Raw genomic sequence first — 22712 nt, 5'->3', positions numbered from 1 at the left:
CATCCCTGGCCCAGATCTCAGACATATGTATGAAGGGCTCGCGGGAATGCGCGAGAATGCCGGGGTGAGCGGTGAACACAGAGGCGACTACCAAGAGCTGGTCGACGAGATCTCGGCGCTCCTCGGCGTCCCGGCGACGCTGGAGAACCGCGATTTCGAACTGATCGCCTTCGGTGCGTACGACAGCGAGGGCGACCTCGACCCGTCCGCCCTGGACCCCGTGCGCACCCGCTCGATCCTCACCCGGCGTTCCACCACCGCGGTCCGCACCTGGTTCGAGGGCTTCGGCATCACCCGCGCGACCGGACCCGTCCGTATCCCGCCGACCCCCGAGGCCGGGGTCTACCGGGGGCGGATCTGTCTCCCCGTACGTCACCGGGGTGTCGTCCTCGGCTATGTCTGGCTGCTCGACGACGACCCGGGCCCCACCGACGCCCAGCTGGCCGGCGCCATGCAGGTGGCCTCCCGCATCGGCGCGCTGCTCGCGGACGAGGCCCAGGCCGGCGCGGATCTCACCCGCGAGCTGCGGGCCGTCCTGACCGCCGAGCGCGGCTGGCAGCGGGACATGGCGGTGGCCGAGCTGCGTACGGCGCTCGGCCCGCGCGGCGACGGCCTGCACACGGTGGTGTGCGTGGCCCCGTGGCCCTCGGCCGACCCGGACGACGCCCCTTCCGCCCGTACGGTGCCGGGTACGACCGCCCTGTGCACCATCCCGTGGGGCACCACCGGCCAGAGCCTGGCCCTGCTGGTCCGGCTGCGGTCGCCCGACGTCCTGACTCCGGCGCTGACGGCGGCCGGCCGGTTCGTACGGGAGGCCTCGGGCGTCCGCGGCAAGGGCGCCGAATCCGGAGGCGGTCCGGGAGCCGCGTCCCCGGGCGGGACGGCGGCCGCCGGGGTCGCCGGGGCCCGGGAGGGGCTCGGGGAACTGGGGGCCGCCTGGCGCGAGGCAGCCGCGGCCGCGCGCGCGGCGCTGGCCGAACCCCGGCTCGGTCCGGTCGCCGAGTGGGGGGCGATCGGCCCCTTCCGGCTCCTCACCGCCCTGCCGCCGGACGCGGCCCACGACCCCGTCGTGACCACCCTGTTGGGCGCCGCGCACCGCGAACTCGCGCGCACGGCCGAGGTGTTCCTCGACCGTGCGGGCCAGGCCGGGCGCACGGCAGCCGAGTTGGGCATCCACCGCCAGACGCTCTACTACCGCCTGTCCCGCGTGGAGCAGCTCACCGGCCTCGACCTCGACGACGGCGAGGACCGGCTGCTGCTGCACATGGCGCTCAAGGGTGCGCGGCTCTAGGAGCCGTCGACAGCCCCTGGTTCCAGGGAGGTTCGCTCCGTCTCGCGGACCCCGGCGACCACCCGGCGCAGGCCCTCGGCGAGGTCGTCCGCCGTGGACGCGCTCGCCGGGTCGAAGAGCCACTGCACCATCAGGCCGTTGAGCAGCGCCTGGTAGAAGCCGCCGAGCGACTTCACGGTCCGCTCGTCGAGTGTCTCCTCGTCCTGGTCCGTGAACATCGCGACAAGCCCGGAGCGCCCCTCGATCTGCGCCTTGGCCATCAGATCCCGCAGCTCCGGTACGCGCTCCCCCTGCGTCACGATCTCCATGCTGGCCGCCCAGACAGGCCGGAAGTCCTCGAAGGACTCCAGCGTCCGTGCCCACACGCTGTGGAACCGCTCCAGGGACCCCCCGGGCTCGACCTCGCGGGCCGCGGGCGAGTCGAACTTCTCGCCCCATTCCTGGATCAGCTCCACGAAGGCCTGGGTCAGCAGCGCGTCCTTCGACCCGTAGTGGTAGCCGATGGACGCCAGGTTCGTCCCCGACTCCTTGACGATGTCGCGCGCCGTGGTGCGCACGAAGCCCTTCTCCAGCAGGCAGCGCTTGGCGCCTTCGAGCAGATCCTCACGGTGTCCCATGCCGGCCAGCCTACCCCCGATTCAGACAACCGTCCCATACGGGCGTCAAAAACGAACGTCTTAAACGTACGTACTAGACAAGCGTTTAATACGTCCGTACAGTCCCTGTCATGACGAACCCGACGAGCACGACTACCGCGTCCGGCGCCCTGGCCGGCCGCCGCGAATGGACCGCCCTCGGCGTCCTGATGCTTCCGCTGCTCCTGGTCTCGATGGACGTCTCCGTCCTCTACTTCGCGATCCCCTCGATCAGCGCGGACCTGGAGCCGAGCGGCACCCAGCAGCTGTGGATCTTCGACATCTACGCGTTCGTGCTCGCCGGGCTGCTGATGACGATGGGCTCGCTCGGCGACCGCATCGGGCGCCGAAAGCTGCTCCTGTTCGGCGCCGCCGCGTTCGGCACCGCCTCGGTGCTGGCCGCCTACGCGAACAGTGCCGAGATGCTGATCGCGGCCCGCGCGCTCCTCGGCGTGGGCGGCGCGACCCTCATGCCGTCGACGATGGCGATCATCAGGACGATGTTCACCGACCCCGGACAGCGCACAAAGGCGATCGGCCTGTGGTCCGGCGTCATGACCGGCGGCATCGCCCTCGGTTCGGTGATGAGCGGAGTCCTCGTCCAGTACTTCTGGTGGGGCTCGGTCTTCCTGGTCAACCTGCCCGCGATGGCGCTGCTGCTGGTCCTCGGCCCGTTCCTGCTGCCCGAGTCCAGGAACCCTGAGCCCGGCCGCTTCGACCTGCTGAGCGTTCCGCTGTCGATGGCCGCCGTCCTGCCGGTGATCTACGGCATCAAGGAGATCCCGTCCGAGGGCTGGAAGACCGAGTACGTCGTCTCGGTCCTCGTCGGCCTGGTCTTCGCCGCCCTGTTCGTCCACCGCCAGCGCACCGCGAAGTCGCCGCTGATCTCCCCCGCCGTGTTCCGCGGCCGCGGCTTCGCACCCGCGGTCGTCCTCAACCTGATCTCGTCCTTCGGCATGATGGGCTCGGCGTTCTTCACCACCCAGTACCTCCAGTCGGTGCTCGGGAAGAGTTCCATGGCGGCCGCCCTGTGGTCCCTGCTTCCCACCGTCCTGGTGGGTGTGGCCGCGCCGGTCGCCGCGCAGCTCGTGCAGAAGGGCGTCCACCGCGCCCACGTCGTCTCCGGCGGATTCGTCGTCGCCGCCTGCGGCTACGGCCTGCTGGCCCTCGCCGGCACCGACTCCCTGTGGCTCGTACTGGCCGGCGCGGGCGTCCTCGCCTCCGGGATCGTCACCGTGATGTCGCAGATGATGGACCTGGCCCTCGGCACCGTGCCCCTCGGCAACACGGGCGCCGCCGCCTCCCTGCTGGAGACCGGCGCCGAGTTCGGCGGCGCCCTCGGCATGGCGGTCCTGGGCTCCATCGGCACGGCGGTCTACCGCCACGACATCCCGGCCGGCGTCCCGGCCGCGGCCCACGAGACGCTGGGCGGCGCGCTGGCCGTGGCCGGACAGCTGCCGGGCGACGCCGGGCGGGCGCTGACCGACGCCGCACGGGAGGCGTTCACCCACGGCATGCAGGCGGCGGCCGTGGCGGGCACGGTCCTGCTGCTGGGCGCAGCCGTCCTCGCCACGGCGAGCCTGCGCAAGGTGGCGGTGCGCGAGAGTGGCGAGGACGTCGACGCCGGGACCGGCGAGCCGCTCCAGGCGGCGGCTTCGGAGCAGAACAGCGGCCTGACTCCCGCCTGAGGCCCGCCCACCGGGCGAACGACGACCTGAACGCCCGTCCGCCGGGCGGGCCGGAGAACTCCGGCCCGCCCGGCACTCGTATGCGCCGGAAAGCCCCCTCCCGGCCAGACACCCACATGCGCAGGAAAGGCTCCCTTCCCCGCCAATCACCGGCACGCACCCGGAAGCCCACCACCCCGCCCGGCACCGGGAAGCCGCGGGCGGAACCCCGCCCCGGCCGGTCACCGGCATGTGCCGCGATCAGGGCGGCTACGCCGGGGAGTTGTCGGCGGGGCGTGCCAGGATGGGCGTGTGACACAGACATTCGGTACGCCGTTCATCGGCCGGGGTGACGAACTCTCCCGGCTCACCGGCGTGCTGGAGCGCGCCAGAGGCGGCGAACCGCGCGCAGTCCTGGTGGCCGGAGACGCCGGCGTCGGCAAGACCCGCACGCTGACGGAGGCCGCGGCGCGGGCGACCGCCTCCGGGACGACCGTCCTGACCGGGCACTGTGTGGACCTCGGCGACGTGGGCCTGCCCTACCTCCCCTTCACGGAGATCCTGGGCGCCGCGGCCGAGGACGACCGCTTCGCTCCGGCGTTCGCGGCTCACCCGGCGGTGGACCGGCTGACCGGCTCCGGTCCGGGACCCGGTGGCGCACCCGACGCCGGCGGCCGGCTCCGGCTCTTCGAGGCGATCACGGGTCTCCTCGCCGACCTGGCCGACATCACCCCGGTCCTGCTGATCCTCGAGGACCTCCACTGGGCGGACCAGTCCTCCCGCGACCTGCTCCGCTTCCTGCTCAGCCGGGGCGTGCTCCAGCCGCCCGGGGCCGGCGGCCCCGCCCGGCGTCTCGCGGTCTTCGCCTCGTACCGAGCGGACGACCTGCACCGCCGCCACCCGTTGCGCCCCCTGCTCGCCGAGCTGATCCGGCTGCCGGCCGTCGACCGGCTGGAGCTGCGGCCCATGGGCGACGCCGACGTGGCCCGGCTCGTGCGCGCGCTGCGCACCGGCCCGGTCTCCGACACCACGGTCAAAAGCATCGTCGAGCGCGCCGAGGGCAACGCCTTCTACGCCGAGGAACTGCTCGCCGCGCTGCCCGGCGACGACGCCCCCGTCTCCCCCGCCATGCCCAGCGGACTGGCCGACCTCCTGCTCATCCGCATCGAGCAACTCTCCGGCACCGCCCAGCAGGTGCTGCGCACGGCGGCCGTCGCGGGGCGGCGCGTCGAGCACGAGCTGCTGCGTGGCGCCGTACAACTCCCGGAGGACGAACTGGAGTCGGCGCTGCGCGAGGCTGTCGGCCACCAGCTCCTGGTCCCTGGGAACGACGCGACGTACTCGTTCCGGCACGCGCTCACCCGCGAGGCCGTGTACGCGGACCTGCTGCCCGGTGAACGGGTCCGGCTGCACCGCCAGTTCGCCGGACTCCTCGCGGGAGAGGCCCGTTCGGCGAAGAACGCGGCGGAGCGCGCCCACCACTCGCGCGAGAGCCACGACCTGGCCGACGCGCTCACCGCCTCCCTCGAAGCCGCCGATCACGCCCAGTGCGTCGGCGCCCCCGCCGAGGAACTGCGCCACCTGGAGGCCGCGCTCGAACTGTGGCCCGCCGTGGACGCCGGTGCCCGCCCCGACGGCGGCACGGTCGCCCTCACGCTGCGTGCCTCGGCCGCCGCCGCCAGCGCCGGGGAGACGCATCGCGCGGTCCACCTCACCCGTGACGCGCTCGCCAGGGCCGGCTCGGACGCCGACTCCGAACTCGCCGCCCGGGTCCGATACACCCTCGCCGGCAACCTGATGCGGATCGACAGCCTGAAGGACGCGTTCACGTACAGCAGCGAGGCGCTCGCCCTGATCCCGGCCGAACCGCCCTCGTACACCTGGGTGTGGGCGGCGGCCACCCATGTCATGGCGGCCCGCCTCGTGGGGCGGGAGGAGGACGCCGAGCGGGTCGCCCGGCAGGCGCTCGCCACCGCCGAACAGCTCCGGCTGGCCGACGCCCAGGCCGACCTGACGATCTCCCTGGTCGGCATGGAAGCGGACAACCGGCGCACCCCGAAGGGCCGCGAACGCCTGCGTCGGGCTCGTGAACTGGCCCACGGCGCCGGGAACTTCCCGGTGGAGATGCGGGCGCTGTTCAACCTGGCGATCGGGGCCTACGAATCCGGTGACCTGGAGGAGTGCCTGACCTGGCTCGGCGACGGTGTGGGCCGGGCCCGCCGCGCCGGTCTCCTCCCCTCGCCGTACGCCCTGGAGCTGCTCTATCTCCAGTCGCTGGTGCTCTACACGCTGGGCCGCTGGGACGCGTGCGCGCGAGCGGCCGCCGACGACGCCGAACTGCTGCCGGCGGCGGCCGGGTTCGCGACGGGCCCCGCCCTGTACGTCGCCCTCGCCCGCGGTGAGCACGAGGCGGCCGTCGCCGGAGCCCGCGCCCTGCTCGACCGGCCCTTCGACTGGATGTCGACGCTCGTCGCGAGCATCGTCCTGACCGACGCGGCGACCCGGAGCGGCGACGCCGAGGAGGCCGTACGGCGGCTGCGCACCGCGGCCGAGGACCTCACCGATGTCTCCGGCACCGGCCCGCCGCCGGTCGTGGTGCGGCTCGCCGCGCTCGCGCTGTCGGCTGTCGCGGACGCGGCGGAGGAGGCGCGCCGCAGCGGCGACGTGGCCGGCGGCGAGCACTGGACGGACACCGCGACCGAGCTGATGAAGCTGGCCAGGACCGCGGCGGACCGCGGCGGGAAGGACGCCGAGGGGCCCGAGGGCCTGGCCTGGTTCGCCCGTGCCGAGGCGGAGTCGCTGCGCGCCCGCACGGGTCCGGACGCCGCGGCCTGGGAGCGGGCCGTCGCGGCCTTCGGCTACGGCGATCCGTACGAGCTGGCCAGGAGCAGACGGCGCCTCGCCGAGGCCCTCCTCGCGGCGGGCCGCCGCGAGGAGGCCGGCGAACAGGCCCGCGCGGCCCACGACACCGCCGTACGGCTCGGCGCGGTGCCGCTGCGCGAGGCCCTCGAGGCGCTTCTGCGGCGCGGCCGCCTCACCGGGTCACCGGCCGCCGAGCAGCGCGTCGCCGCGCTGACCGCCCGGGAGAGCGACGTGCTGCGGCTGCTCGGCCGCGGACGCACCAACCGCCAGATCGGCGAGGAGCTGTTCATCAGCGGCAAGACGGCGAGCGTCCATGTCTCCAACATCCTCGCCAAGCTGGGTGCCGCGAGCCGGACCGAGGCCGTGGCCATCGCCTACCGCGAGGGCCTGATCGAGCCGGAGACGACACCGTCCGCGTGAGCGGGCCGCCGCGGACCAGGACGTCCCGCGACGCACGAGGGCCGGGACACCCGCGGGTGTCCCGGCCCTCGCTCGCGCACGGCAAGCCGTCGCGGATACGCCTCAGACGAGGTTGACCGACCGCGCCGACGTCGCGCCGATCTCCTCGGACAGCTCGGTCAGGACACCCTGCGGCACCGTGTCGTCGACGGCGAGGACCGCGAGGGCCTCGCCACCGACGGCCGCGCGGGCGACCTGCATGCCGGCGATGTTGATGCCGGCCTCGCCGATGATGCGACCGACGGTGCCGACGACACCGGGACGGTCCTCGTACTTGAGCACGAGCATGTGGTCGGCGAGCGCGAGGTCCACGTCGTACTCGCCGACGGCGACGATCTTCTGCAGATGCTTCGGACCGGCCAGCGTGCCGGAGACCGCGATCTCCTGGCCGTCGCCGAGCGTGCCGCGCACGGTGACCACGTTGCGGTGGTCGGGGGACTCGGAGCTCGTGGTCAGACGGACCTCGACGCCGCGCTCCTGCGCGAACAGCGGGGCGTTGACGTAACTGACCGTCTCGTCGACGACGTCCTCGAACACGCCCTTGAGCGCGGAGAGTTCGAGCACCTTGACGTCGTGCTGGGTGATCTCGCCGTACACCTCGACGTCGAGGCGGGCCGCGACCTCGCCCGCGAGGGCGGTGAAGATGCGGCCGAGCTTCTCGGCGAGCGGCAGACCGGGCTTGACGTCCTCGGCGATGACTCCGCCCTGGACGTTGACCGCGTCGGGAACGAGCTCACCGGCGAGGGCGAGACGCACCGAGCGGGCGACGGAGATACCGGCCTTCTCCTGCGCCTCGTCCGTGGAGGCGCCGAGGTGCGGGGTGCAGACGACCTCGTCGAGCTCGAAGAGCGGGGAGTCCGTGCAGGGCTCCTTCGCGTACACGTCGAGGCCGGCGCCGGCGACGCGGCCCTCCTTGAGCGCCGAGTACAGCGCCGCCTCGTCGACGATCCCGCCGCGCGCGGCGTTGACGATGCGCACCGACGGCTTGACCTTGTGCAGCGCCTCGTCACCGATGAGACCGAGGGTCTCGGGGGTCTTCGGCAGGTGCACGGTGATGAAGTCCGAGACCTCGAGCAGCTCGTCGAGGGTGAGGACCTTCACGCCCATCTGCGCGGCCCGCGCGGGCTGGATGTAGGGGTCGTAGGCGACGACCTTCATGCCGAACGCCGACATGCGCTGCGCGACGAGCGCGCCGATGCGGCCGAGGCCGACGACACCGAGGGTCTTCTCGGCGAGCTCGACACCGGTGTACTTGCTGCGCTTCCACTCGCCGTTCTTCAGCGCCGTGTTGGCCTGCGGGATGTGCCGCGCGGTGGCGAGAAGGAGACCGCAGGCCAGCTCGGCCGCGGTCACGATGTTGGAGGTGGGGGCGTTGACGACCATCACGCCGGCCTTGGTGGCGGCGGAGACGTCGACGTTGTCCAGGCCGACGCCGGCTCGTGCGACGACCTTCAGCTTCTTGGCGGCGGCGACGGCCTCGGCGTCGACCTTGGTGGCCGAGCGGATCAGGATGGCGTCGACGTCGGCGATGGCGGGCAGCAGCTCGGCGCGGTCCGCGCCGTTCACATGCCGGATCTCGAAGTCCGGGCCCAGGGCGTCCACAGTCGCGGGCGACAGCTCTTCAGCGATGAGTACGACAGGTTTCGAGCTCACGTGAGTCCTCACAAGTCCAATGCGGACGGCCGTCCCGACGGCCGCAGGCGGTGGAGGGTTTACAGCGGCCCCGGGGTGTGCCTGCGCTTCTGGGGAGCCGCTCGAGCCGCGTGGAAGACGCACGACGCTGTGGGCCTGACGCGTTGTTGATGTGCAGCAGTGTAGTGGCGCCGCGGAGGTCGTCCTGCGCCTCCGAGGAAGGATCACCCGTCCGTGGCTGGACGGGATGTCCAACACCGTGCCCACCGGGGTTACCGGGGGTTCGACGAAGGGGCCGGAGCGTGCCGCCCCGGCCCCCCGTCGTACGGCTCACGCCTCGTCGTCGTTGACCCACGACATGAGCTTGCGCAGCTCCTTGCCGGTGGTCTCCAGGAGGTGGTTCTCGTCCTGGGTCTTGTACTCGTTGTACTTCTTCAGGCCCGAGTGGTACTCGTCCATCCAGTTACGGGCGAACGTGCCGTCCTGGATCTCGGCGAGGACCTTCTTCATCTCGGCCTTGGTGGCGTCCGTGATGATGCGCGGGCCGGTGATGTAGTCGCCCCACTCGGCGGTCTCGGAGACGGACCAGCGCATCTTCTCCAGGCCGCCCTCGTACATGAGGTCGACGATGAGCTTCAGCTCGTGCAGGCACTCGAAGTACGCGATCTCCGGCTGGTAGCCGGCCTCGGTCAGCGTCTCGAAACCGGCCTTGACCAGGGCGGCGGTGCCACCGCAGAGGACGGCCTGCTCACCGAACAGGTCGGTCTCGGTCTCCTCGGTGAAGGTCGTCTTGATGACGCCGGCGCGGGTGCCGCCGATGGCCTTGGCGTACGAGAGGGTGAGCGCGAAGGCGTTGCCGGTCGCGTCCTGCTCGACGGCCGCGATGCAGGGGACGCCGCGCCCCTCCTCGTACTGGCGGCGCACGAGGTGGCCCGGGCCCTTGGGGGCGACCATGCAGACGTCGATGCCGGCCGGGGGCTTGATGAAGCCGTACCGGATGTTCAGGCCGTGGCCGAAGAACAGCGCGTCGCCGTCGTTGAGGTTGTCCTTGATGGACTCCTCGTAGACCTGGGACTGGATCGGGTCCGGCACCAGGATCATGATGACGTCGGCCTCGGCGGCGGCCTCCGACGGCGTCACCACGCGCAGGCCCTGCTCCTCGGCCTTCGCCTTGGACTTGGAGCCCTCGTGCAGACCGACGCGGACGTCGACACCCGAGTCGCGCAGCGACAGCGCGTGGGCGTGGCCCTGGCTGCCGTAGCCGATGACCGCGACCTTGCGGCCCTGGATGATGGACAGGTCGGCGTCGTCGTCGTAGAACAGCTCGGCCACTGGGGTTCTCCTTGTTTTCCGGTATTTCCGGTGTTGCGTCCCACCGTACGGCGGGCGGGGGAATGAAGTTCTCTGGTCTCGGTATACGGGCGGACCGGGTGAGCGGCCCGCCCGTGGACCGGTGGTCTCCTGGCTCAGGCCGAGCGGTCCAGTGCGCGCAGCGACCGGTCGGTGATCGAACGCGCCCCGCGTCCGATCGCGATCGTGCCGGACTGGACGAGCTCCTTGATGCCGAACGGCTCCAGCATCTTGAGCATGGCCTCCAGCTTGTCGGCGCCGCCCGTGGCCTCGATGGTGACGGCCTCCGGGGAGACGTCGACGGTCTTGGCGCGGAACAGCTGAACGATCTCGACGATCTGGGAGCGCGTCTCGTTGTCGGCGCGCACCTTCACCAGAACGAGTTCCCGCTGAACGGCCGAACCGGGTTCCAGCTCGACGATCTTCAGGACGTTGACGAGTTTGTTGAGCTGCTTGGTGACCTGTTCGAGCGGGAGTTCCTCGATCACGTTCACCACGATGGTGATGCGGGAGATCTCGGGGTGCTCGGTGACACCGACGGCGAGGGAGTCGATGTTGAAGCCGCGCCGGGAGAACAGGGCGGTGATCCGGGCGAGGACACCGGGCTTGTTCTCGACGAGGACGGAGAGGGTGTGCTTGCTCATGGGTCTGACTCGGCTCTCTCTCAGTCGTCTTCGTTGTCGCCGAAGTCGGGGCGGACGTCCCGGGCGAACATGACCTCGTCGTTGGAGGTGCCGGCGGCGACCATCGGCCACACCATCGCGTCCTCGTGGACGATGAAGTCGACCACGACCGGGCGGTCGTTGATCGAGTTCGCCTCCTCGATCACCTTGTCGAGGTCCTCCGGGGACTCGCAGCGGATGGCGTAGCAGCCCATGGCCTCCGACAGCTTCACGAAGTCGGGGACGCGGGTGCCGGCGCTCGGCTGCTTGCCGTCCGCGTCCGGGCCGCTGTGCAGCACGGTGTTGGAGTAGCGCTGGTTGTAGAAGAGGGTCTGCCACTGGCGGACCATCCCGAGGGCGCCGTTGTTGATGATGGCGACCTTGATCGGGATGTTGTTCAGGGCGCAGGTGGTGAGTTCCTGGTTGGTCATCTGGAAGCAGCCGTCGCCGTCGACCGCCCAGACCGTGCGGTCCGGCTGTCCCGCCTTGGCGCCCATCGCGGCCGGGACCGCGTAGCCCATCGTTCCGGCGCCCCCGGAGTTCAGCCAGGTGGAGGGCTGCTCGTACTGGATGTAGTGCGCGGCCCACATCTGGTGCTGGCCGACGCCCGCCGCGAAGATCGTGCCCTCCGGGGCGAGCTGTCCGATGCGCTCGATGACCTGCTGCGGCGAGAGCGAGCCGTTTTCGGGCTGCTCGTAGCCGAGCGGGTAGGTCTCGCGCCAGCGGTTGAGGTCGCTCCACCAGGCGGTGTAGTCGCCGGCGTTCCCCTCGCTGTGCTCCTTCTGGACCGCCTGGACCAGGTCGGCGATGACCTCGCGGGCGTCTCCGACGATCGGCACGTCGGCGGCGCGGTTCTTGCCGATCTCGGCCGGGTCGATGTCGGCGTGGACGATCTTGGCGAACGGCGCGAAGCTGTCCAGCTTGCCGGTGACACGGTCGTCGAAGCGGGCTCCGAGGGCGACGATCAGGTCGGCCTTCTGCAGCGCGGTGACGGCGGTGACCGAACCGTGCATGCCCGGCATGCCCACGTGCAGCGGGTGGCTGTCGGGGAATGCGCCGAGCGCCATCAGGGTGGTGGTGACGGGCGCTCCGGTGAGTTCCGCGAGGACCTTCAGCTCGGTGGTGGCGTGCGCCTTGAGGACGCCGCCGCCGACGTACAGCACGGGCCGCTTGGCCTGGCTGAGCAGCTTGGCGGCCTCGCGGATCTGCTTGGCGTGCGGCTTGGTCACCGGACGGTAGCCGGGCAGGTCCTGGGTGGGCGGCCACTGGAAGGTGGTCCGGGCCTGGAGGGCGTCCTTGGCGATGTCGACGAGGACCGGTCCTGGCCGGCCGGTGGAGGCGATGTGGAAGGCCTCCGCGATCGTCCGCGGGATGTCCTCGGCCTTGGTGACCAGGAAGTTGTGCTTGGTGATCGGCATGGTGATGCCGACGATGTCCGCCTCCTGGAAGGCGTCCGTGCCGATCGCCTTGGACGCGACCTGCCCGGTGATCGCCACGAGCGGGACCGAGTCCATGTGCGCGTCGGCGATCGGGGTGACCAGGTTGGTCGCGCCGGGGCCGCTGGTGGCCATGCAGACACCGACCTTGCCGGTGGCCTGCGCGTATCCGGTGGCCGCGTGACCGGCTCCCTGCTCGTGGCGCACGAGCACGTGCCGCACCCGGCGGGAGTCCATCAGCGGGTCGTAGGCCGGAAGGATCGCACCGCCGGGGATACCGAATACGGTCTCGGCCCCGACCTCCTCGAGCGAGCGGATGAGGGACTGCGCACCCGTGACGTGCTCGGGGGCGGACTGCTGTCCTCCGGAACGGGGCCGCGGCTGCGGATGGTGGGCCCCGGTGGCCTGCTCGGTCATCGGCATTCTCTTCTCGATGCTGAGGGTTTTTGCGACTTTTGTGCGGTGTACGACTGATGCCTGTGCAACAAAAAACCCCTCGTGCCGTGAGGCAAGCGAGGGGAGCGCGCCGGGTGCGGTCGCTGGGTGTTCCGGAACTTTCCGGTGACCACCTAGCTTCAGCCGACGCGCTTTCCAAGTACGAGAATTCGGGTGCGCATGGCATTGACCCTCCCCCCGGCACACACCGACTGTCAAGTAGGTGGGACGGGAGTCTCATTATGTGAGCGGAGGGCCGTTCCGCCCCCGAGAGTGACGGGCACTCCACTCGTATACACCCCGGAGCCCCCGCCGCCCGCGAACACCGGCTCGGCGGGTCCGCTCGGCACCGGATAGTGGCCGGAAGAGAGCGCCCTGCGCAGCCGGTACTCGTCCAGCGGTCCGGAGAAGGCCATGCCCTGCCCGTGGGTGCAACCCATCGCGCGCAGCGCGACGACCTGCTCCGGGAGATCCACCCCGTCGGCCACGGACTGCAGCCCCAGATCGGCGGCGATCCGCAGCAGCCCGCTGGTGATCTTGTTCAGCCGGGCGGACTCGACGACTCCCTCGACCAGACTCCTGTCGAGACGCAGCACGTCCACGGGGAGCCGTCTCAGTGCCGTGATCGCCGCGTAGCCGCTGCCGAAGCCGTCCAGGGCGATCCGCACACCGAGACGTCTGAGCGCGTTCAGCCGGCGCTCCAGCTCGTCCAGGGGGACCCTCGGGTCGGTGTCGGACAGCTCGATGATCAGGCCGCCGGAGGCGAGCCCGTGCCGGGTCAGCAGGGACTCCACGGAACCCAGCGGCATCGAGCGGTCCACCAGACGCCGGGCGGTCATCCGGACCGAGACCGGCACGACGACCCCCGCGGCGGTGCGCTCGGCAGCCTGCCCGACGGCCTCGTCGAGCATCCAGCGGCCGAGTTCGGCAGTCTTCTCGCCGTCCTCGGCGACCCGCAGGAACTCGGCGGGCGTGAACAGCACCCCCTGGGAGGAACGCCAGCGCGCCTGCGCGGTGACCGAAGCGATCCGGCCGTTCTCCAGCGACACCACGGGCTGGTGCAGCAGGGCGAACTCGCCGTCCTGGAGCGCGGAGCGCAGCCGGGTCGCCAGCTCCGCCCTGCGGACCACGTCCTGCTGCATCTGGGGCGCGTACAGCTCGACGCGGCCCTTTCCGGCGGCCTTCGCCCGGTACATGGCGAGGTCGGCGTTGCGCAGCAGCTCGCCCGCTCCCAGTCCCGGTTCGGCGAAGCCGACGCCGATGGACGCGGCGACCCGGACATCGTTGCCGTCGATGCAGTAGGGCTGGGAGAGCCTGATCCGCAGACGGTCGGCGAGTTCCCGTACCTGCTGCTCACGGGCGGTACGGTCGCGGCCTCCGTCACCGACGATGAGAGCCGCGAACTCGTCCCCGCCGAGCCGTGCGGCGGTGTCGCCGTGCCGGACGGAGTCCTGGAGCCTGCGGGCGGCCTGGACGAGCAGCTCGTCACCGGCCTGGTGCCCGATGGTGTCGTTGACGGCCTTGAAGCCGTCGAGGTCGATGAAGAGGACGGCGGTGCCCCGGTCGGTGGAGCGGCGCCCGGACAGGGCCTGCTGGACGCGCCGGGTGAACAGCGCGCGGTTGGGCAGGTCGGTGAGCGGGTCGTGCTCGGCGTTGTGCTGCAACTGCGCCTGGAGCCGCACGCGCTCGGTGACGTCACGGCTGTTGAAGATGAGGCCGCCGTGGTGCCGGTTGACGGTGGACTCCACGTTGAGCCAGCCGCCGTCGCCGGACCGGAACCTGCACTCGATCCGGGTGGTGGGCTCCTCGGCGTGGCTGGCCGCGAGGAAGCGCCGCACCTCGTGGACCACGCAGCCGAGGTCCTCGGGGTGGATGAGCGAGGCGAGTTCGGAGCCGACGAGTTCCTCGGCGTCACGGCCGTAGACCCCGGCGGCGGCCGGGCTGACGTACCTCAGGATGCCGTTCGGCGCGGCGATCATGATGACGTCGCTCGAACCCTGCACCAGGGAACGGAAGTGGTTCTCCTTCTGGGCCAGTTCCTGGGTGAGGGTGATGTTGTCGAGCAGCATGATGCCCTGGCGCACCACGAGGGCGAGCACGACGAGGCCGGCGGTGACGAGCACCACGCGGTCCACCCGGCGTCCGTTCAGGATGTTGTAGAGGATCCCCAACGTGCAGACGGCGGCGGCCAGATAGGGCGTCAGCGCGGCCAGCGATCCCGTGATCGGACGCGCCGCCGCAGAGCGGCCGGGCCCGTGCCCCTGGGAGTCCGCGGGCGCGGATCCGCCCTGCTGCGGTCCCTGGGAGGGGTCCGGCTCCTCGTGCTGCCCCTCGCCCTCGTGGGATCCGGGCCCCTCCTGCGGGGCCCCCGGTCCGTACGGCGGACGGGTCCCCTGGGGTCCGGGCGACGCGTGGCTTCCCGGGGGCCCGTGCTGCCCTTCCCTGCGCTGTCCCGGGATGACCTCGTGCGCCACGCGCGTGTGCTCCTGCGCTCCCTGCTCGTCGGGTCCGTGCGGGTCCGGGCCGTACGCGTCGATGCCGTGCTCGCCGCTGTCGTGCTTGCCGCTGTCGTACTCCTCGGTGGCGTGCTCCTCGGGGCCGTGCTCCTCCGCCTCGTTCATGTGCCGGGTGACGACCCAGGGGGCGTACGCGAGGAGCAGCGAGCCGGCGAACCAGCCCGCGTCGAGGAGCTGGCCCGAGTGGTAGCTGTTGTGCAGGAGGGGTGAGGTGAACAACGCGTCACACATCACGGTCAGGGCGAGCGCCCCGATCGCCGTGTTCACGGCCGACCTGTTCACCGACGAGCGCCTGAAGTGCAGCGCCAGCACCATGCTGACCAACGCGATGTCCAGCAGCGGGTACGCGAGCGACAGCGCGGTGTGCGCGACGCTCGGCCCGTCGAACTTCGCGGCCTGGGCGAGCGCCAGACTCCAGGACAGGGTGAGCAGCGATCCGCCGATCAGCCAGGCGTCCAGCGCGAGACACACCCAGCCCGCCCGGGTGACGGGCCGCTTGGCGAGCACCAGCAGTCCCACGATGGCGGGCGGCGCGAAGCAGAGGAAGAACAGATCGGCGTAGCTCGGGGTGGGCACGGGGCGGTCGAGGACGACCTCGTACCACCCCCAGACCAGGTTTCCGAGCGAGGCCATCACCGAGGAGAGCGCGAACAGCAGCCACGCGGGCCGAAAGCGGCTGCGGCGGCCACGGGCGTAGAGGAAGCAGGAGACCGCCGCGGTGCCCGCGGCGGCGCTCAGCCCGAAGTCGCCCATGACCAGCGCCAGACTCGTGGAGCCCCAGCCGAGCGCGGAACCGACGGCGTAGGCCGCGCACACCAGGGCCAGCGCGAGTTGCGAGAACAGGCCCGTCCCGCCGTCGAACACCGTCCGACGGGTCAGCAGCGCTCCGGGGGAGCTCACCGGGCCCACCCGGTCCGTGCCCCGGGGTCCCGCTGCTCCCGGTGCGCCGGATGTCCGTGCCTCCGGCGGCCCTGGTGCCTGCGGTGGTGATGGCTGCCGTGACCGCGGCTGTGCGTGGCCGCGCGCCAGGGTCGTCGGCGGCGGCCCCGCCGCGTCGGATCGTTGGTCCATAGGCCGTGCATCGCCCGTCGCCCCCCTCGCAGTCTCAATGTCCGTCCCCGGCGCCGAACGGTGCGCGGCGCAGCCCCTGTCGGGACGATACACCAGTCTCGTCACTCAGGGACATAGTTCCTCTACGCTGCGTAACGACCAGGGACTATGTCGGCACTGCCCGCATCCGGAGGACTGCGGAGCGTGCCCGAGACGGGACGGCGAGCGGACAGGGCGTCGTTCAGGTGCCGGTGGTAAGGACCACGTTGCGCAGCGGCTCCCGGTTCACGAAGCGGGTCAGCTGATCCGCGAGCAGTCGCTTGGCGCGCGGCCAGAACGCCGAGGTCGGTCCTCCGACGTGGGGGCTGATGAGAACGCCGGGCGCGTGCCACAACGGGTGGCCCGGGGGCAGCGGTTCGGGGTCGGTGACGTCGAGGGCCGCGGTGATGCGCCCGCTGTTCAGCTCGCCGAGCAGCGCGTCCGTGTCGACGACGGGGCCGCGGGCCACGTTCACCAGGAGCGCGCCGTCCTTCATCCGGGACAGGAAGTCGGCGTTCACCAGGCCGCGGGTGCTGTCCGTGAGCGGCGTGGTCAGCACGACGACGTCGGACTCGGGAAGCAGGGAGGGCAGTTCGGCGAGGGGGCGCACGGGACCGCGCGCCGTGGCACGGGCGGAGCGTGCGACGCGCGTGACCCGCGCGAGCTCGAACGGCGCGAGCCTGTCCTCGATGGCGGACCCGATCGACCCGTACCCCACGATGAGAACGGACTTGTCGGCCAGTGAGGGACGGAAGCCCGTGAGCCACTCCTGCTTGTCCTGGCCCCGCACGAAGTCGGGGATCCCGCGCAGCGAGGCGAGGATCAGGGCGAGCGTGAGTTCCGCGGTGCTCGCCTCGTGCACCCCGCGGGCGTTGCACAACGCCACGCCGGAGGGAAGGGAGTTGAGGCTCGGCAGGATGTGGTCGACACCGGCGGAGAGGGTCTGTACGGCCCGGAGCGAGGTCATTTCGGCCATCGGCCGCCGCGAGACGGCGGGCGGCTTCATGTAGGGCACGACATAGAACACGCAGTCGGCGGGATCCGCGGGAAACTCCTGGCCGCCGTCCCAGAAACGGTAGTCGGGGCCCTCGGGGAGTCCGTCGATCTCGTCCGTGTGAAAGGGGAGCCAGACATCGGAAGTCATGGTCAGGAGGTTATGCCAGACGCCCATGCGCACAGGTTAGGTTGGGGGCCGGCAGAAGGAGGATCACGGCCAGGTGGAGCGCAGAACGATCGGGGCGGCGGCGCTCTGTGTGGGGGCGGTCGGACTCGGATGCATGCCGATGAGCTGGGCTTACACCGGGTCGCAACAGCGTGGCGAGGAGTCGCTGCGCGCGGTGAACGCGGCACTGGACCGGGGGTCAACGCTGCTCGACACGGCCGACATGTACGGGCCCTTCACCAACGAGCTGCTCGTCGGGCGCGTCCTGAAGGAGCGGCGCTCCGAGGCCTTCGTGTCGACCAAGGTCGGCCTGCTGGTGGGTGATCAGCACCTCGTGGCCAACGGCCGCCCCGGCTATGTGAGGCGGGCCTGCGACGCGTCGCTGCGCCGGCTCCAGACGGACGTCATCGATCTCTACCAGCTGCACCGCGCGGACCCGGAAGTGCCGGTCGAGGAGACGTGGGGCGCGATGGCCGAGCTCGTCGCGGCCGGAAAGGTCCGCTCGCTCGGGCTGTGCGCGGTGGGCGCGGGGTCCGGCCGCCGGGCGGGGGCGCGGCTGCACGACGGAACGATCCGGCTGCTGGAGCGGGTGCAGCAGGTCTTCCCGGTGAGCACCGTGCAGGCCGAGCTGTCGGTGTGGTCGACGGAGGCGCTGGACGCGCTGCTGCCGTGGTGTGCGGCGCGCGGTGTCGGGTTCCTCGCCGCGATGCCGCTCGGCAACGGCTTCCTGACCGGCACGCTGACCCCCGGCGAGGGTTTCGAGCCCGACGATCCGCGGGCCCGCCATCCCCGTTTCACCGCCGAGATGATGGCGGCGAACCAGCCCATCGTCGTCGGCCTGCGGCGCGTCGCGCGGCGGCACGGGGGCGGTGCCCGTCCCGTCACGCCCGCGCAGGTGGCGCTGGCGTGGGTGCTGGCGCAGGGTCCGCATGTCGTCCCGGTGCCGGGGGCCAAGCGGGAGCGCTGGGTCGTCGAGAACGCGGGGGCGGCCGGACTGCGGCTGACGGCAGAGGATCTCGCCGAGGTGGCGGCGCTGCCGGGGGCGCTGGGATCCTGGGACTGACCGGCGATCGTGGAGCCCGGCGCGGATTGCCCGGCCGGGACCGGGACCCCGGGGAACGCGAGCGGTGTATGAACAGGAGGACCGCCGCGTCGAAGGGACATTGATGGTGCAAGTTCGAGCAGTGACAGTCGTGTTGGCCACGACCGCGCTCCTGGTGACGGCAGGCTGCTCCTCCGGCGGCCGGCCGGGCCCGGCGGGCCCGGGCACGTCCGCGGGCGCCGGGAGCACGGCCTCGCACTCGCCGTCCGCCCAGAACGCCACCGCTGAGCCGACACCGCCCGCGAAGGGCTCGGTGAAGGTCCTGCGTACCGTCACCGAGGACCTCGACACCCCCTGGGGCCTCGCGCCGCTGGCCGGGGGCGGTCTGCTGGTGTCCTCGCGGGACAAGGGGACGATCACCCGGATCGACGAGAAGACCGGCGGGAAGACACTGCTGGGCGAGGTGCCCGGGGTGGCCCCGGCCGGTGAGGGCGGTCTCCTGGGCCTAGCCCTCTCGCCGGACTACGCCTCCGACCACATGGTCTACGCGTACCTGACCACGGCGTCCGACAACCGCATCGTCCGCATGCTGTACGACGAGCGGAGGCCGTCCGGCGAACAGCTCGGCGCGCCGGACACGATCTTCAAGGGCATCCCCAAGGGCATGATCCACAACGGTGGCCGGATCGCCTTCGGCCCGGACAGGATGCTGTACGCGGGCGCCGGCGAGACGGGTGACCGGGGCCTGGCCCAGGACAAGAAGTCGCTCGCCGGGAAGATCCTGCGCATGACGCCGGAGGGCGAGCCCGCGCCGGGCAATCCGTTCCCCGACTCGGCCGTGTACTCGTACGGGCACCGCAACGTCCAGGGTCTGGCCTGGGACGACAAACAGCGGCTGTGGGCCTCGGAGTTCGGCCAGGACACCTGGGACGAGCTGAACCAGATCAAGCCGGGCGGCAACTACGGCTGGCCGGTGGTGGAAGGCATCGGCCACGACTCCAGGTACCACGATCCGATCGTCCAGTGGCACACCGACGAGGCCTCTCCGAGCGGGATCGCCTACGCCGAGGGGTCCCTGTGGACGGCGGCTCTCAAAGGGCAGCGCCTGTGGCGCGTCCCGTTGAACGGCACCGAGGCGTCCGCGGCACCCGAGGCCTTTCTCACGGGCAGGTACGGCCGCCTCCGCACGGTCGTCTCCGCGGGCGGCGACCGGCTCTGGCTGACCACGAGCGAGACCGACGGCCGCGGCACCCCCGTGAAGGGCGACGACCGGCTTCTGGAGCTGGAGGTGAAGTAGGACGGTGGCGGGCCGAGGGGGCGGCCGCGGCGAACGCGGCTCGGCCCTCGGGCTTGTCCGGCAGGCGCACGCTCAGCCGGCCGCTCGGGCGGCCGGGGCGTCCGCCGGAAACAGCCGCAGCCTGTGGGCCAGCGCGGCCGCCTCCCCCCGTCCCGAGACGTCCAGCTTGGCCAGGATGTTCGAGACATGGACGCTGGCCGTCTTCGGGGAGATGAAGAGCTCCTCGGCGATCCGGCGGTTGCTGCGCCCGGCCGCGACCAGGCGCAGGACATCGCGCTCGCGGCTGGTGAGACCGAACGCGGCCGCGGGGTCGGCGGGAGCGGTCCGGGACCGTTCACCGGTGTGCTCCAGGGCGAGGCGGGCGCGCCGGGCGAGCAGCGCGACCGCGTCGCCGAGCGGGCGGGCGCCGAGGTGTCCGGCGGCGGCGCCGGCCAGCCGGAGGAGTTCCGCGGCGCGGGCGCGCTCGTCGTCCGCGCCCGTGAGCAGCAGGGACTCGGCGAGGCGGAGGCGGACCCGGGCGAGGTCGTAGGGGCGCTCCAGGGGTTCGAGGGCCTCGACCACCTCCGACCACTGGTCCGGGGTGCCCGCGCCGTCGGCCCGCCGGAGCTCGGCACCCACCCAGGCGGCGTGGGCGAGCCAGACGGGCGCTCCGGTGGCCAGGGTCCGCGCGGCCGTGCGGATGCGTTCCAGGGCCGGGGTGCGGCCGGGGGCGGCGACGGGCAGGCCGCGGGCGTCGTCCTCCGCGGTGACGGCGGCCAGCAGCAGCGGCCAGGCGTAACGCTGGGTGCCGGGCGGGAAGCCCGTGGCCAGTGCCTCGTCCAGGGCGGTACGGGCGTCGAGGAAGCGGCCCTCGCCCGCGGCGACGCCGATGGTGGTGCACAGCAGCGGCAGGGCGTGCTGGGGCATCGGGTCGTGGCTGCCGAAGTGGCCGCGGGCGGCGGTCAGCCGGCGGCCCGCCTCGGCGAGGTCGCCGCGGGCCAGGGCCACGGGCGCGAGCCGGGACGCGCCCACCCCGGAGGCCTTGCCGCCGAGTCCGATGGCCAGGGCGTTGCGGGCGGCCTCGGCGGCCTCGTCCCAGCGGCCGAGCGCGTACAACGATTCGGAGAGGTTGCCCCAGACCCAGGCCTGGGTGTCCAACAGGCCGTTCCGGCAGGCGAGTTCTATGCCCTCGCGCAGGATGGCGACGGCCTCGCGGGAGCGGCCGACCGACTCCAGATGGGAGGGCAGGTTGATGTGCAGACGGCCCACGACGTACGCGGCGCCCTGGCGGTTCGCCCGCTCCCTGACCCGGTACATCTCCGCGAGCCCGTCCTCGATCTGCCCCGCGTCGACCATCAGCCCGCCGAGGGTGAGCCGGGCGTTCAGCTCGGTGTCCCGGGCGCCCACCATGTGCGCGTACTCCACGGCGCGTTCGGCCGCGGAGAGGGCGCCGTGGCCCGGCTGGTGCACCATGCACCAGGCGGCGACCATGGACAGGACCTCGGCGTGCACCTGGGAGGGCGGCAGACCGCGTACCAGGTCCTGGGCGGTGGCGAGTTCCTTCCAGCCGTCGCCGCGGACCTGTGCCTGGACGAGCCGGGAGCGCTGGATCCAGAACCAGGCGGCGCGCAGCGGGTCGCCCGCGTCCTCCAGGAGGTGCAGCGCCCGTCCGGTCGTCTTCAGGGCGCGTTCGCGTTCCCCGCACAGCCGGCCGGCGACGGCGGCCTCGGCCATCAGGTCCAGGTAGCTCAGGGGTGTGGCCGCGGAGCCGCGGCCGTCGGGGGTCTCCCCGTGTCCCTCGGGCAGGGGAGGGGGGTAGGCCTCCACGTAGTCGATGGGGCGCAGTTCGGCCCGTACGGCGTCGGGGACCGTCTCCCACAGCTCCATCGCCCGCTCCAGGAGCCGCAGTTGCTCGGAGTGGGCGTGCCGGCGGCGGGCCGCGACCGAGGCGTCGAGGACGGCGGGCAGGGCCTTGGCGGCGTCATGGGCGTGGTACCAGTAGCTGGCCAGCCGGGTGACGCGCTCGTCGGCCGGTACGAGCGCCGGGTCGGCCTCCAGTGCCTCGGCGTAGCGGCGGTTGAAGCGGGAGCGTTCGCCGGGCAGCAGGTCGTCGCTGACGGCCTCGCGGACCAGGGAGTGGCGGAAGCGGTAGCCGTCGCCGCCGGGCGAGGCGATCAGGATGTTGGCGCCGACGCAGGCGCGCAGGGCCTCGATGAGGTCGTCCTCGGCGAGCCGTGCCACCGCGGCGAGCAGGGGGTACTCGACGGTGCTGCCTCCCTCGGCGACGATCCGGGCGACCCGCTGGGCGCTCTCGGGCAGTCCTTCGACGCGGACGAGGAGCAGGTCGCGCAGGGTGTCGGTGAGTCCGGTGGGACAGCCTTCGCGGCCGGCGACGGCGAGTTCCTCGACGAAGAACGCGTTGCCGTCGGAGCGGGCGAAGATCTCGTCGGCCTGGGCGGCGTCGGGCTCGCGGGCGAGGATTCCGGCGATCTGGCGGCCGGCCTCGGCCCGGTTGAAGCGGCCCAGGTCGATGCGGCGGACCGTGCGGAGGCGGTCGAGCTCGGCGAGCAGGGGGCGCAGCGGATGACGGCGGTGGATGTCGTCGGCGCGGTAGGTGGCGATCACGACGAGACGGCCGCTGCGCAGTGTGCGGAAGAGGTAGGCGAGCAGGTGGCGGGTGGAGGCGTCGGCCCAGTGCAGGTCCTCGAGGACGACGACGACCGTGCGGTCCGCGGCGACCCGTTCCAGGAGGCGGGCGGTGAGCTCGAAGAGGCGGGCCATGCCGTCCTCCTCGTACTGCCGTCCCCGGGTCGTCTGCGCGAGCTCGGGCAGGAGGCGGGCGAGTTCCTCCTCCTGCCCGGCGGCCGCGGCGGCGAGTTCGTCGGGCAGGGCGCGGCGCAGGGCGCGCAGGGCGGTGGAGAAGGGGGCGAAGGGGAGGCCGTCGGCGCCGATCTCGACGCAGCCGCCCATGGCGACGACGGCGCCCTCGCGGGTGGCGGCGGCGGAGAACTCCTCCAGGAAGCGGGTCTTGCCGACGCCGGCCTCGCCGCCGAGCAGGAACGCCTGGGGTTCTCCCCCGGCGGCGGCGCGGGCGAGCGCGTCGTTCAACACCTCCAGTTCGTCGGCGCGTCCGACGAACACCGGGCTGACGGACCTGGTCTCCACGGGCCCGAGCATGGCACAGGGGTCCGACAGGAC

The 22712-nt window shown here is 72.2% G+C and carries 13 protein-coding genes; 5 read left to right on the top strand and 8 right to left on the bottom strand.

Annotation, left to right across the window (positions count from 1 at the left end):
• Positions 1–46 precede the first annotated feature (46 nt).
• Complete coding sequence (locus OG410_RS28935) at positions 47–1291, top strand: PucR family transcriptional regulator (protein WP_329301797.1); 1245 nt, start codon at positions 47–49, stop codon at positions 1289–1291.
• Here the strand turns inward: OG410_RS28935 and OG410_RS28930 are convergent.
• Positions 1288–1908 carry a TetR/AcrR family transcriptional regulator gene (locus OG410_RS28930; protein ID WP_329301796.1) on the bottom strand — a complete coding sequence of 207 codons (621 nt, stop codon included), beginning with the start codon at positions 1906–1908 and terminating at the stop codon, positions 1288–1290. The two genes, OG410_RS28935 and OG410_RS28930, sit on opposite strands and share 4 nt — an antisense overlap.
• A 110-nt stretch (positions 1909–2018) precedes the next feature.
• Between OG410_RS28930 and OG410_RS28925 the strand changes: the two genes are divergently transcribed.
• Both OG410_RS28925 and OG410_RS28920 read left to right on the top strand, forming a co-directional pair.
• A complete protein-coding gene (locus tag OG410_RS28925) occupies positions 2019–3614 on the top strand; it encodes an MFS transporter (RefSeq protein WP_329301795.1) in 1596 nt (531 codons plus the stop codon).
• A gap of 291 nt (positions 3615–3905) precedes the next feature.
• Positions 3906–6875, top strand: a complete 2970-nt coding sequence (locus OG410_RS28920) for a helix-turn-helix transcriptional regulator (RefSeq protein ID WP_329301794.1) — start codon at positions 3906–3908, stop codon at positions 6873–6875.
• A gap of 102 nt (positions 6876–6977) precedes the next feature.
• Here the strand turns inward: OG410_RS28920 and serA are convergent, their stop codons facing one another.
• The 6 genes from serA to OG410_RS28890 form a co-directional block, all read right to left on the bottom strand.
• Positions 6978–8567: a phosphoglycerate dehydrogenase gene (gene serA, locus OG410_RS28915; protein ID WP_329301793.1), complete on the bottom strand. Its 1590-nt coding sequence runs from the start codon at positions 8565–8567 to the stop codon at positions 6978–6980.
• A 309-nt stretch (positions 8568–8876) separates the two neighbouring features.
• The gene (gene ilvC / locus OG410_RS28910; protein WP_326785360.1) at positions 8877–9878 is read right to left on the bottom strand and encodes a ketol-acid reductoisomerase; all 1002 of its coding nucleotides are present in this window, start codon (positions 9876–9878) and stop codon (positions 8877–8879) included.
• Between the two features lie 134 nt (positions 9879–10012).
• A complete protein-coding gene (gene ilvN / locus OG410_RS28905; RefSeq protein ID WP_037622651.1) occupies positions 10013–10540 on the bottom strand; it encodes an acetolactate synthase small subunit in 528 nt (175 codons plus the stop codon).
• A 20-nt stretch (positions 10541–10560) separates the two neighbouring features.
• Entirely contained in the window at positions 10561–12417 is a 1857-nt protein-coding gene (locus OG410_RS28900) for an acetolactate synthase large subunit (RefSeq protein WP_329301792.1), read from the bottom strand.
• A gap of 227 nt (positions 12418–12644) precedes the next feature.
• Positions 12645–16016, bottom strand: a complete 3372-nt coding sequence (locus tag OG410_RS28895) for an EAL domain-containing protein (protein WP_443063807.1) — start codon at positions 16014–16016, stop codon at positions 12645–12647.
• A gap of 220 nt (positions 16017–16236) precedes the next feature.
• Positions 16237–17178, bottom strand: a complete 942-nt coding sequence (locus tag OG410_RS28890; protein WP_329301790.1) for a 2-hydroxyacid dehydrogenase — start codon at positions 17176–17178, stop codon at positions 16237–16239.
• A 73-nt stretch (positions 17179–17251) separates the two neighbouring features.
• Between OG410_RS28890 and OG410_RS28885 the strand changes: the two genes are divergently transcribed.
• Together OG410_RS28885 and OG410_RS28880 are read left to right on the top strand one after the other, a co-directional pair.
• A complete protein-coding gene (locus OG410_RS28885) occupies positions 17252–18259 on the top strand; it encodes an aldo/keto reductase (protein WP_329301789.1) in 1008 nt (335 codons plus the stop codon).
• Between the two features lie 103 nt (positions 18260–18362).
• The gene (locus OG410_RS28880; protein WP_329301788.1) at positions 18363–19535 is read left to right on the top strand and encodes a PQQ-dependent sugar dehydrogenase; all 1173 of its coding nucleotides are present in this window, start codon (positions 18363–18365) and stop codon (positions 19533–19535) included.
• Positions 19536–19607: 72 nt separating this feature from the next.
• Here OG410_RS28880 and OG410_RS28875 read toward each other — a convergent pair whose 3' ends face one another.
• Complete coding sequence (locus OG410_RS28875) at positions 19608–22691, bottom strand: helix-turn-helix transcriptional regulator (RefSeq protein ID WP_329301787.1); 3084 nt, start codon at positions 22689–22691, stop codon at positions 19608–19610.
• Positions 22692–22712: the final 21 nt, after the last annotated feature.

This window comes from Streptomyces sp. NBC_00659, from assembly GCF_036226925.1.
In the GTDB taxonomy this organism is placed as follows: Bacteria; Actinomycetota; Actinomycetes; order Streptomycetales; family Streptomycetaceae; genus Streptomyces.
Note: the sequence above shows the minus strand (reverse complement) of the source record. Positions and strands in the feature narration are given on the sequence as shown.

What these genes read in the sequence shown, in the direction of transcription:
- OG410_RS28875 (WP_329301787.1), bottom strand. Translation starts at nt 22,691, where the DNA reads ATGCTCGGGCCCGTGGAGACCAGGTCCGTCAGCCCGGTGTTCGTCGGA.
- OG410_RS28930 (WP_329301796.1), bottom strand. Translation starts at nt 1,908, where the DNA reads ATGGGACACCGTGAGGATCTGCTCGAAGGCGCCAAGCGCTGCCTGCTG.
- OG410_RS28895 (WP_443063807.1), bottom strand. Translation starts at nt 16,016, where the DNA reads ATGGACCAACGATCCGACGCGGCGGGGCCGCCGCCGACGACCCTGGCG.
- OG410_RS28935 (WP_329301797.1), top strand. Translation starts at nt 47, where the DNA reads ATGCGCGAGAATGCCGGGGTGAGCGGTGAACACAGAGGCGACTACCAA.
- OG410_RS28890 (WP_329301790.1), bottom strand. Translation starts at nt 17,178, where the DNA reads ATGACTTCCGATGTCTGGCTCCCCTTTCACACGGACGAGATCGACGGA.
- OG410_RS28880 (WP_329301788.1), top strand. Translation starts at nt 18,363, where the DNA reads ATGGTGCAAGTTCGAGCAGTGACAGTCGTGTTGGCCACGACCGCGCTC.
- ilvN (WP_037622651.1), bottom strand. Translation starts at nt 10,540, where the DNA reads ATGAGCAAGCACACCCTCTCCGTCCTCGTCGAGAACAAGCCCGGTGTC.
- OG410_RS28900 (WP_329301792.1), bottom strand. Translation starts at nt 12,417, where the DNA reads ATGCCGATGACCGAGCAGGCCACCGGGGCCCACCATCCGCAGCCGCGG.
- OG410_RS28925 (WP_329301795.1), top strand. Translation starts at nt 2,019, where the DNA reads ATGACGAACCCGACGAGCACGACTACCGCGTCCGGCGCCCTGGCCGGC.